This is a genomic window from Edaphobacter aggregans DSM 19364, from assembly GCF_000745965.1.
In the GTDB taxonomy this organism is placed as follows: Bacteria; Acidobacteriota; Terriglobia; order Terriglobales; family Acidobacteriaceae; genus Edaphobacter; species Edaphobacter aggregans.
In genome coordinates this window covers 21,835-31,121 of the sequence record NZ_JQKI01000064.1, presented here as the reverse complement: position 1 = coordinate 31,121, position 9,287 = coordinate 21,835, and the positions used below count along the sequence as shown (strand labels likewise).

At 56.8% G+C, this 9,287-nt stretch carries 14 protein-coding genes; 2 read left to right on the top strand and 12 right to left on the bottom strand.

Annotated features, from left to right (window positions below):
* The 3 genes from Q363_RS20725 to Q363_RS44440 form a co-directional block, all read right to left on the bottom strand.
* On the bottom strand, positions 1-497 hold a 497-nt coding region (locus Q363_RS20725; RefSeq protein ID WP_245632360.1), incomplete at its 3' end, for an alcohol dehydrogenase catalytic domain-containing protein.
* Between the two features lie 257 nt (positions 498-754).
* Positions 755-1,048, bottom strand: a complete 294-nt coding sequence (locus Q363_RS44445; RefSeq protein WP_245632359.1) for an alpha/beta fold hydrolase — start codon at positions 1,046-1,048, stop codon at positions 755-757.
* Between the two features lie 10 nt (positions 1,049-1,058).
* The gene (locus tag Q363_RS44440; protein ID WP_245632358.1) at positions 1,059-1,604 is read right to left on the bottom strand and encodes an alpha/beta fold hydrolase; all 546 of its coding nucleotides are present in this window, start codon (positions 1,602-1,604) and stop codon (positions 1,059-1,061) included.
* A 119-nt stretch (positions 1,605-1,723) separates the two neighbouring features.
* Here Q363_RS44440 and Q363_RS36470 point away from each other — a divergent pair, with 119 nt between their 5' ends.
* Entirely contained in the window at positions 1,724-2,362 is a 639-nt protein-coding gene (locus Q363_RS36470; protein WP_051979083.1) for a CGNR zinc finger domain-containing protein, read from the top strand.
* 35 nt (positions 2,363-2,397) lie between these two features.
* On the opposite strand, the gene Q363_RS20710 is transcribed toward Q363_RS36470, so the two are convergent.
* The 4 genes from Q363_RS20710 to Q363_RS20695 form a co-directional block, all read right to left on the bottom strand.
* On the bottom strand, positions 2,398-4,149 hold the full coding sequence (locus tag Q363_RS20710; RefSeq protein WP_035354305.1) for an MOSC and FAD-binding oxidoreductase domain-containing protein: 1,752 nt from the start codon (positions 4,147-4,149) through the stop codon (positions 2,398-2,400).
* A 25-nt stretch (positions 4,150-4,174) separates the two neighbouring features.
* Entirely contained in the window at positions 4,175-5,044 is an 870-nt protein-coding gene (locus tag Q363_RS20705) for a DUF427 domain-containing protein (protein ID WP_035354302.1), read from the bottom strand.
* 655 nt (positions 5,045-5,699) lie between these two features.
* The gene (locus tag Q363_RS38685; RefSeq protein WP_245632357.1) at positions 5,700-6,002 is read right to left on the bottom strand and encodes an SDR family NAD(P)-dependent oxidoreductase; all 303 of its coding nucleotides are present in this window, start codon (positions 6,000-6,002) and stop codon (positions 5,700-5,702) included.
* A 245-nt stretch (positions 6,003-6,247) separates the two neighbouring features.
* Positions 6,248-6,988 carry an SDR family NAD(P)-dependent oxidoreductase gene (locus Q363_RS20695; protein WP_035354299.1) on the bottom strand — a complete coding sequence of 247 codons (741 nt, stop codon included), beginning with the start codon at positions 6,986-6,988 and terminating at the stop codon, positions 6,248-6,250.
* A gap of 164 nt (positions 6,989-7,152) precedes the next feature.
* On the opposite strand from Q363_RS20695, the gene Q363_RS20690 reads away from it, so the two are divergent.
* Positions 7,153-7,707 carry a TetR/AcrR family transcriptional regulator gene (locus Q363_RS20690; protein ID WP_035354296.1) on the top strand — a complete coding sequence of 185 codons (555 nt, stop codon included), beginning with the start codon at positions 7,153-7,155 and terminating at the stop codon, positions 7,705-7,707.
* Positions 7,708-7,734: 27 nt separating this feature from the next.
* Here the strand turns inward: Q363_RS20690 and Q363_RS46585 are convergent, their stop codons facing one another.
* The 5 genes from Q363_RS46585 to Q363_RS46565 are packed head-to-tail and all read right to left on the bottom strand — an operon-like array spanning position 7,735 to position 9,080.
* Complete coding sequence (locus tag Q363_RS46585; RefSeq protein WP_281176040.1) at positions 7,735-8,016, bottom strand: catalase-related domain-containing protein; 282 nt, start codon at positions 8,014-8,016, stop codon at positions 7,735-7,737.
* The gene (locus Q363_RS46580) at positions 7,898-8,164 is read right to left on the bottom strand and encodes a catalase (RefSeq protein ID WP_425387726.1); all 267 of its coding nucleotides are present in this window, start codon (positions 8,162-8,164) and stop codon (positions 7,898-7,900) included. Before Q363_RS46580 ends, Q363_RS46585 begins: the two co-directional genes overlap by 119 nt.
* A complete protein-coding gene (locus Q363_RS46575; protein ID WP_281176042.1) occupies positions 8,074-8,472 on the bottom strand; it encodes a catalase in 399 nt (132 codons plus the stop codon). Before Q363_RS46575 ends, Q363_RS46580 begins: the two co-directional genes overlap by 91 nt.
* The gene (locus tag Q363_RS46570; RefSeq protein WP_425387724.1) at positions 8,429-8,566 is read right to left on the bottom strand and encodes a hypothetical protein; all 138 of its coding nucleotides are present in this window, start codon (positions 8,564-8,566) and stop codon (positions 8,429-8,431) included. Before Q363_RS46570 ends, Q363_RS46575 begins: the two co-directional genes overlap by 44 nt.
* The gene (locus tag Q363_RS46565) at positions 8,523-9,080 is read right to left on the bottom strand and encodes a catalase (protein WP_281176041.1); all 558 of its coding nucleotides are present in this window, start codon (positions 9,078-9,080) and stop codon (positions 8,523-8,525) included. The genes Q363_RS46570 and Q363_RS46565 overlap by 44 nt, the downstream gene beginning before the upstream one ends.
* Positions 9,081-9,287: the final 207 nt, after the last annotated feature.

Here is a 9,287-nt window from a genome sequence, read left to right as displayed (position 1 = left end):
ATCAGCAATGTCTGGCCTTTCACGAGCTCCAGATTGCGGAAGAGGCACGTCCATGCTGTCGCGTAAGACTCAGGAAGGGCTGCTAGTTCCTCCCAGGGAAGGTCCGACTCAAGTTGCACCACACCGTTAACGTCGGCACGCGTGTACTCGGCATAGCTGCCATTGATGGTTCTTCCCAGACCGCCCATCAAAGCGGCAACCTTGCTACCGACGGAAAACTCGCCGCTGGGACACGACTTTACGATGCCGACACATTCAATGCCGCTGACCGGCGCTGCTTCGGCCCATTCTCCGCGACGCATGTGCATCTCGGCATGATTGATTCCAAATGCCTTGACCTGAATAACGACTTTGCCTGGTTCTGGTTCTGGTTCGGGAATCTCCTTGATGACCAGACTGTCCAGACCTCCAAAGTGATCGAGTACGATGGCGCGCATAAATTTTTCTCCTTCCATATCCATATCTTGTTTAAGAAAGCGTCGCTTTAGCCGCTTCAAGGATGATCTCTACAACCTTGTCTGGCGCGGTGAGCAACGTAGTGTGATCAACTGCGAAATATCTCACTTGTGAGAGGAATCGGCGCGGCAATTACATTTAATCCGCGCTCCTCGATCGGGCGCACGATTGCTTGCCAACTCGAACCGTCAGCGCACGCTCCGTGGACCACTACTACCGTGGCGTTTTCTGAGAAAGCCATAACTCTCATCCTTTCTGGTAATTCAAAGTGGAAGATACGAGGAGACTACGGTCTCCGTCACGCAAAGAACCTTACGATTTGCTGCGCGATGAATTCGCACGAATCCTCAAGTGCAAAGTGGCCTGTATCGAGCAGGTGAAGCTCGGCGTTGGGAATATCTCGTAGGTAGGCCTGCGCCCCCTCGATGGTAAAGAAGGGATCGTTCTTTCCCCACACGATCAAGGTCTTCGGCTGCTTGTTCCGAAAGAATTCATGCCAGCCATCGTAGAGTGCGAGATTCGATTGATAGTTGTGAAGCAGATTCAGCTGGATGGCGTCGTTTCCTGGGCGATCAAGGAAGAGCTGATCCACGGTGTATGAGTCAGGGCTGATCCGTGAAACATCCTTCACTCCGTGCGTGTACTGGAAGATGGTTGTTTCTTTTTTTGAGCAGGTCTCGTACAGGCTTCTCTGTTTCTGAATTGCCATTTGCCCAGAACGGTTTCATGGGGTCGAAGGCCGCCCCAATGCCCTCGGCATAGGCGTTCCCGTTCTGCACTACGATGCCTTCGATCGCGTCCGGGTGCCTGGAGGCAATTCGATAGCCGACTGGTGCTCCACAATCCTGTACGTAGATGCTGAACTTCTTCAGGCCGAGGACACCGAAGAGCAGCTCCTCTATATGGGCGGATAGATTGTCGAAGCTGTAATCGAACTTACCTGCGTCCGGCGCATCGCTATAGCCAAAGCCCACATAATCAGGAGCAATCACGTGAAATTTGGCTGCCAGCTGCGGGATGAGGTCGCGGAACATGTGCGACGAGCTTGGGAAACCGTGCATCAGCACGATGGTTGGAGAAACCTTTGAGCCTGCCTCACGATAGAAGATCTTGAGGCCGTGAACAGTCGCGTGTTGAAACGTTGTCATGGTGATTTCCTTTCCCGGGAACGCAAGGTCCCGCTTACAGGAGTGAGATTACATTACACCTCTAAACGATGCATTAGCGGTGTTATAATTATTTTGCAAAATATTTTTAAAGAGGACTTATGCGCGCTGCTTCTCAAGAGGTGAACGAATGGATCGATGGGTTCCTATTCGTGGCAAACAAGCCAATCCTGGATTTGTTGAATACAAAGCCTGTCCTTGCAGACGGCCCCACGGAGTTGCTTTCGGATTGTCGAGCACTCGAAAGGTGGTTGATCGCTTCGGGGATGGTGACCTCGGCCAAGACTAAGGCCATCGTCCGAGGCTGGCGCCGTTCAACCGAGGCAACTGCCTTCCTGGAGCAGCTAATCGCATTCAGAGAAAGATTGAGGGATGCTGTTTTGCGGATAGAGAGCGCATCGTCGCCGAGCGATTCGTTCCTCGCCGAAGCAAATTCTCTGTTGTTTCAATATCCTCTCCGTACTTCGCTTCACAAGCGAAATGGGAAGGTGGTTCGGGAGACTTTGTTCGATCCTCGTAAGCCCACCGACCTCTGGGCGCCGATCATCGATGCCACGGCAGACCTTCTCGCGGAAACTGAATCATCGCGCATTCGCAAATGCGAATCGTGTGTCGTTCATTTCTTTGACACGAGTAAGAAAGGCTCCCGTCGGTGGTGCAGTATGAACATCTGTGGTAACAAGCTCAAGGTGGCTGCTTACCAGAGAAGAAGACGTGAAGAGAATGCCACCGCGAACTAGCCTCGCCGGCTGTAGAAATCGAATCCCGGTCAGCTTCACAGATCGATGACAACGTCGCGAATCGGTTGTGAGCAGCAAACGAGAAGGTTGCCGTCGGCGGGTTTTTCGAGTGGCTCCGGTCCGTAGACGACCGCGCCCGAAACCAAACCGCTCTCACAGCTGTGACAAACACCGGTCCGGCACGACCAACGGACCGGGACGTCGCATGCCTCGGCCAGTTCCAAAATGCTCTGGTAGACCGACGCCTTCCAGTGTGCGGCGATGCCACTGCGCGCGAACGATACCAGCGGACCGGTGTTGGCGTCATCTTTGGGCAGATGCGGACCCCGCATCACTCCGCCGACGACACCAGGGGTCATCGATTCGCTGCCGTTGAAGATTTCGACGTGAATCCGCTCCGGAGCAACGCCCAACGTTGCGAGCTCCTCTTTCATGTCTGCCATGAAGCGATTCGGTCCGCAGAGGTAGATGTCCGCCTCTCGCGGAACGCCGGCCTCGTCGAAGACCGATCGCGACAGGTGACCGGTCGCGTCAAAATCCTTGCTCATTTTGTCGCGCGAGCCGGGCCTGCTGTAACAAACGTAGCTGCGGCCGTGCGTGAGCGCGGGCATGAGGCGGCGAACTTCGGCGGCGAAGGGATGATGCTCTCCATCACGAGCTCCGTACAGCCACAAGACCTGCCGTGTCGAGCGCACGGCCGCCAGCGAGTGTAGCATCGCCAGAATCGGCGTTGCCCCGATTCCCGCGCTGAGCAGCACCACCGGCCGCTCTCCCGACTGCAGAATGAAGCTTCCGCGTGGCGAGCTGACGTCGAGAGCATCGCCCACCTGCACATGCTCCCGCATGTAAGTTCCGGCCGCCCCATTCGGTTCGATCTTTACGCTGATCCGATAGCGCTCCGTCGAGAGGGGACCCGAAAGCGAGTAGCTGCGAAAGATCGGCGGGCCGCCTGCGGCCGTTTGAAGACGCACGACCACGTACTGGCCAGGCATCGCCGTGGGCAGCGGCCGACCGTTCGGGCTCTGCATCGTTAGCGACAGGACGTCGTCGGACTCATGATCGATCGCCGTCACCGCAAGCGGTCGAAATCCCGGTGAAGCCGGATGCGCAGCTGCTTCCGGCACGAGCCCCGCATTACCGCTCATTTGGCTCTTCAGTAACGCCTCAAACGACGAGCGCCATCCGGGCGAAAGCGCCTCGATCCGCAGGGCCCGCTCCAGTCGATCGCGCGCATGATCGGGCGAATAGAGGAGCGCGTTGATCTCTGCGATGGTCATTCGCTCTTTCCCCTCTCCCACCTTCACGATTTCGCCGCCGGGGCCGACCTCGCCTTCCTGCAGCACGCGCAGGTAGAACCCCGGCCGTCCGCTTGATGTCAGCAATGCCGGCATCCGGGGCTCGTTCATCCGAATGCCGACGCGATAGCAGGTAACGCGAGGTTGCGTGACCTCGAACAGCGCGCTGCCAATCTGATATCGGTCGCCGATGCACACGGCATCGTCGGGCAATCCTTCAATCGTGAAGTTCTCGCCGAACTGTCCGTGGACGAAGTCGGCCCTCCTCAGTTGCTCCTGCCAGTAACGATACGATTCGATCTGATAGACGAAGACGGCGCGCTGCTCCCCCCCATGCCCGGCCAGGTCACCTTGACCGTCTCCGTCAAGATTCAACCGGCCGACCCGACAACGGCCAGGCACGGGATCCTTCCATATCGCGGTGTGCACTGTTCGCCCCTTCCACTCGATATTGCGTGGAAGTCCAACGTTCACCGATAGTAGTCGAGGCATGTCGCCCACTTTAGAGGGACCTCCCTTAGTCGTTGTCAGGCGGCAGCGCCTCGGCGACAGTGAGGTCGCGATCTGCGCCGTGTGAAATTACTGTCTGACCCGGCTCGAGACGGAGCTGAATGCCGTCGAGTTGTACCGAGACGATGTCCGGCTCGAACGACACCATGCCAGAGATACGGCCGACCTGAGGATAGGCGTCAGGATACAACCATGCCGCCAGACGTGCGCCACCTATGTCGTAATAGCCGCACAGACCTTTGTACGGGCAGAAGGTCTGGTGTTCCACGGGGGTCAGCGTAGACTCGTCGACGTCGGCGTGTTCAACGTACCAGCGTGGCGCGAAGCCGGACTCGTAGAGGACTACCGGTCGCTTGGTGTCGGCGATGATGCGGTCATTGTGGCGGACCACCAGTCTACGGGAGGCCTGACGGATGTCGATGCGATGGTAACTGTCAGCGGCATAGCCGACGATCCGTTCATCTTCCTCGTAAAAAGCGTCCATGGCCGGCCAGGCGAACGCTACCCGTGCCTGCAACTCGCTCGCGTGGGCGGGCAGGTCGGTGTGTTGCCACGCCCCTCGCGAAGCACTCTTCTCGCCTGCCCGGACGGTGTACCAGGATGTCAGCCCGAGGTCGGGATGCCGGGTGGTATGCTCGCTGCGTTGCAGTGTGTCTGGAGAGACGTCGGCCTCTGGAAAGTAGGCCATAGGATAGTGGCCGGGTTCGAAGAGCAGGAGGACGTCTTCGCTATCGGCGATCCAGGTTCCACCGAAGCGTACGCGCATACGGCGGCGCAAGGGCTCGGCGTATAGCAATCTCTTGGGCAGCGGTTCTGGCACGAGGAACCGGCCGACTGCTCCCGGTGAGAGCGGACCTTGTTGCCAAGACAGTCCCACTACTCTCCCCTCCTAGTGCTAACCAGCTGCGATCGCGCTACCCGGCAGGAAAGCCAATGACAATGCTATGTTCTTGGGGATCGGTCGGGTTGGTTTCGGGATCCCTGAGCAATCCCTCTCAATCTTCCCCAATTGGCACCGGTGACGTCGACCGGCGCAAGGCCATCGCAATCCCCTTCCCGATCCCAATCAACTATTCCGCTTAACCATACACCGTAGGAATGTCTTTAGCGGACCGATTATCCGCCGCGCGTAATCAGGAGTAAGTGAGGCTAACTATATATAGAGGACTGTGTCAGGCCGAGAAGGTGAAATCTTCAAACTATTGAAAACACGCCAGATATCCACTGTACCGGAGGATCCACCTTCAACACTTCCCTCCCCTGCAATATATTGAAAACACATAAGTTAGATGGTGCCGGGAGGGGGAATCGAACCCCCATGGAATTGCTTTCGACGGATTTGAGTTTCCTGAGAACACCGTAAATCTATGATAAATAAGGGAAATTGAGCGTAGTTCGTGGACCAGCTAAACCCGTTCCCACCCGTATTTTAGCGTAGCTTGTCGAAATTAAGGCGAACTGACGTCTACCCGAACGTGTACCCGAAAATCTTGCACTTTGGCGCCCTTCCTGTACCGCATTAGCAGTTCGAATCAACCGCAGCGAAGCGCCAGGAGTTGCTGTACCAGGAAGAACGGACCTCGGACGTTTGTGGTAAAGAGGTTGTCAAATTCCTCTACCGTGTAGTCAGCGATAGTTGCCGCCTTGCTGATTCCGGCGTTGAGCACAAGCACATCCAGTCGATCGCCGACAATGGAGTGCACCTGTTTGGCGAGCAGCAACGCGCCATCCGGAGTTCCTAGGTCCGCCGAAATTGCATCGGCGCGGCCGCCCTTCGTTTTGATTTCGGCCACGAGAGATTCAGCTTCCTGCGCAGAGCGGCCATAGTGGACCACGACGTGTGCCTCTGCCCGGGCAAGCGCCAGTGCGGTTGCTCGGCCATACCTCTCGATGCGTCCGTCACGAGCGCAGTTTTGTTTTGGAGTGTGGTCATTGTCCTCTCTCTTGCCAGTCAGCTAGCGGATAAGACGAGTACGGCACCTGGAGTCGAAGGAGAGCCGACTCCTTTAGGTCGTCGGCTCTCAATCAGGTCAGCTCGGAGACGTCTGTCGTAAGGCCCATTGACTGAGTGCGCGTTGGTTCAAGCGTTCATTCCGCCATCCACGGTAAGATTGGCCCCTGTAATGTACGAGGACTCCGGACCGGCGACAAACGCCACCATCGCGGCGATCTCCTCAGCGCGCCCATAGCGGTCGAGTGCTGTGGCGGCCTTCTGCGGTACCGCCCAATCACCCGAGGCGGGATTCAAATCCGTGTCGATCGGACCCGGCTGGACGTTGTTGACCGTAATGCCCCGGCTCCCGACCTCTCTTGACAGTGCCTGAGTAAACATCTTGACAGCTCCCTTCGTGGCCGCGTAGGGCACAAGCCCGGGCGCAGCAGCACGCTCGCCGACCGCCGAACCGACCATGATGATGCGACCGCCATCCTTCATGTGCTTCAGCGCCGCCTGCGTGGTGGCGAATATGCCGCGGACGTTGATGTCGAGCACGCGATCCATCTCCTCCAGCGTCGACTCCTCGAACGGTTTCGGAATTGCCGTGCCGGCATTGTTCACAAGCACATCAAGTCGGCCGAAAGTCGAGAAGGCCTTTTCGACCGCACCCTTGACTGCTTCGACGTTGGCAGCGTCCGCCTGGATCGCGATGGCCTTTCCGCCACCGAGTTCAATCGCTTTGACTACGGCCGAGGCCGCGCTGGCGTCCTTCGCGTACGTGATGGCTACGCTTGCTCCATCGGCAGCCAGCCGCTTCGCAATCGCTGCGCCAATGCCCCGGGAACCGCCGGTAACGAGTGCCACTTTCTTCGCTAACTTAGACATAAAATCTCCTTTGTTATTCTCGGAACAATTCACGAAGCCGATTCGGTAGCGATCTTGCCCGATCGTGTCGGACGGTTCTGAACCATTCAGTTCTATACGATGATGTCGATGTGGCGAAGATGCAAAGATATTGAACTATTTAGTTTTTTATTGGATAATTGTCTATGGGGCGCCCAAAGAACTTTAGTCGAGAGGAAGTGCTGGAGAAGGCGATGCCTGTCTTCTGGAAGCACGGTTTCTCAGATACAACCCTTCAAGACCTGGAACGAGCCACAGGCGTGAACAAATCAGGGCTGTATGCCGAGTTCCGTGACAAGGAAGATCTTTTTGTTGCTTGTCTTCGGCACTATCTTGAGAGCCAAGAGAAGAGAGGGATTCTCATCAAGGAGCCTCTTGGCTGGAAGAACGTCGAGACTTTTCTCAAGAATGGTCCTCTCAACAAGCGGGAACAGCAGGGGTGCTTTTCTGTCAACTCTATGAGGGAGTTCGCTATCCTGCCGGATGAGGCTTATGGGGTCGTGACGGAGAATCGGGCACTATTAGAGCGCCTTCTCGCCATGAACATCGAAGCCGAAAGACCCAGGATGGCTCCTTCTGCAATTGCGGAGATGGTGCTGTCCTTCTTCTCCGGATTATGCATCGAGCATAACCTCAAATCCGGCAAAACCTCGTCGACCCGCAAGATCGAGAACTTTATGACAGCCCTTCGAAGCCTCTAATCGACGATCAGTGGTATGAGTTGGGGATCACCGAGTGGTGCAGTTCGCAACATGGCGATCCCGGACTTCCTTGGAGGCCGGACCGAGAGCTCGAGCAGGGTTCTCAAACAGACGCTGCTTTTCCTCCGGGCTGAACATACGGAAGAGGTTGCCCGGCTGCGAGTAGTAGTCGTGATCGTCTTCGCGGAAATCAAACTTCTGAGCATCTCCGTTGATTGCCAATGGCGGCTCCGAGTAATCGGGCTGCTCTTGCCACTCGCCATGACGTTCGGCTCGTAGCTGGTCGCGCTCCATAGTTTCCGTCAACACGCATCGCGCCATCGCGATGGTAAGCATGGAACGGGCACTTGGGCGCGTTTACCGAAATCAGATAATGATTGACGCCGAGGCGGTAGCGCTGCGTGTCGCCGTACGAGAACAGGCATCCTTGAAGCATCCGATCCGGCGAGAAGCCGATTCCCGGGACGATGTTCGTCGGAGCAAAGGCAGCCTGGCCTGTTCGACATCCGCGAAGAAGTTCTCGGGATTCCTGTTCAGCTCCAGGACGCCTACTTCGATCAGAGGATAGTCCGCCTGAGGCCACACCTTCGTGAGATCGAACGGGTGGATATGGTAGGTGTTCGCATCCTCCTCGTTCATGATCTGCACATACAGCGTCCAACGGGGGAAGTCGCCCCTCTCGATGGCGTCGTACAGGTCGCGCTGGTGTGTCTCACGATCCTTACCCACAAGGGCTTCCGCTTCCTGATCCGTGAGGTTCTGGATACCCTGCTGGGTCTTGAAGGTGAACTTCCTTCACCCAGAAGCGCTTATTCTCAGAATTGATGAAGCTGTACGTGTGGCTGCCAAAGCCGTGCATATGGCGGAAGGGATCGCGGGATTCCACGATGGCTCATGACTACAGTGACCTGGTGCAGAGCCTCGGGAAGGTTCGTCCAGAAGTCCCAGTTGCTATCTGCGCTGCGCATGCCGGTTCGCGGATCGCGCGCGATGGCGTGGTTGAGGTCGGGGAACTTCAGCGGATCACGAATGAAGAAGACGGGTGTGTTGTTTCCAACCAGATCCCAGTTACCTTCCTCGGTATAGAACTTCAGCGCGAAGCCGCGGATGTCCCGCTCGGCGTCGGCCGCACCACGCTCACCGGCAACAGTCGAGAAGCGAGCAAACATCGGAGTCACCTTGCCGATCTCGGAGAAGATCCTCGCCTTGGTGTACTTGGCGATATCGTGCGTCACAGTGAAGCTTCCGAAAGCGCCTGCGCCCTTGGCATGCATACGCCGCTCTGGAATCACCTCGCGGTCAAAGTGTGCCATCTTCTCGATAAACCATATGTTCTCGAGTAAGGCCGGTCCGCGTTTGCCAGCGGTCTTTATATTCTGGCTGTCATCAACTGGAGCGCCGAACGCTGTTGTCAGTTCTTCATGATTCTCCTCTCTTTCGTACTTCGTTGTTAGGCCGCTCCCCCACTTCAGGCCGTAGCGGAAGTCCCCGGAACGGTTGCCATAGAGAGCAAATTCGTTATGCGAGCGGCGTTCTTTGCCTTTTTGCGTCTGCTGTGTGCGAGTTGCTCACCGAAACAA

What these genes read in the sequence shown, in the direction of transcription:
- Q363_RS44440 (WP_245632358.1), bottom strand. Translation starts at nt 1,604, where the DNA reads ATGACAACGTTTCAACACGCGACTGTTCACGGCCTCAAGATCTTCTAT.
- Q363_RS46570 (WP_425387724.1), bottom strand. Translation starts at nt 8,566, where the DNA reads ATGCACGGCTTTGGCAGCCACACGTACAGCTTCATCAATTCTGAGAAT.
- Q363_RS20695 (WP_035354299.1), bottom strand. Translation starts at nt 6,988, where the DNA reads ATGTCTAAGTTAGCGAAGAAAGTGGCACTCGTTACCGGCGGTTCCCGG.
- Q363_RS20690 (WP_035354296.1), top strand. Translation starts at nt 7,153, where the DNA reads ATGGGGCGCCCAAAGAACTTTAGTCGAGAGGAAGTGCTGGAGAAGGCG.
- Q363_RS36470 (WP_051979083.1), top strand. Translation starts at nt 1,724, where the DNA reads ATGCGCGCTGCTTCTCAAGAGGTGAACGAATGGATCGATGGGTTCCTA.
- Q363_RS20710 (WP_035354305.1), bottom strand. Translation starts at nt 4,149, where the DNA reads ATGCCTCGACTACTATCGGTGAACGTTGGACTTCCACGCAATATCGAG.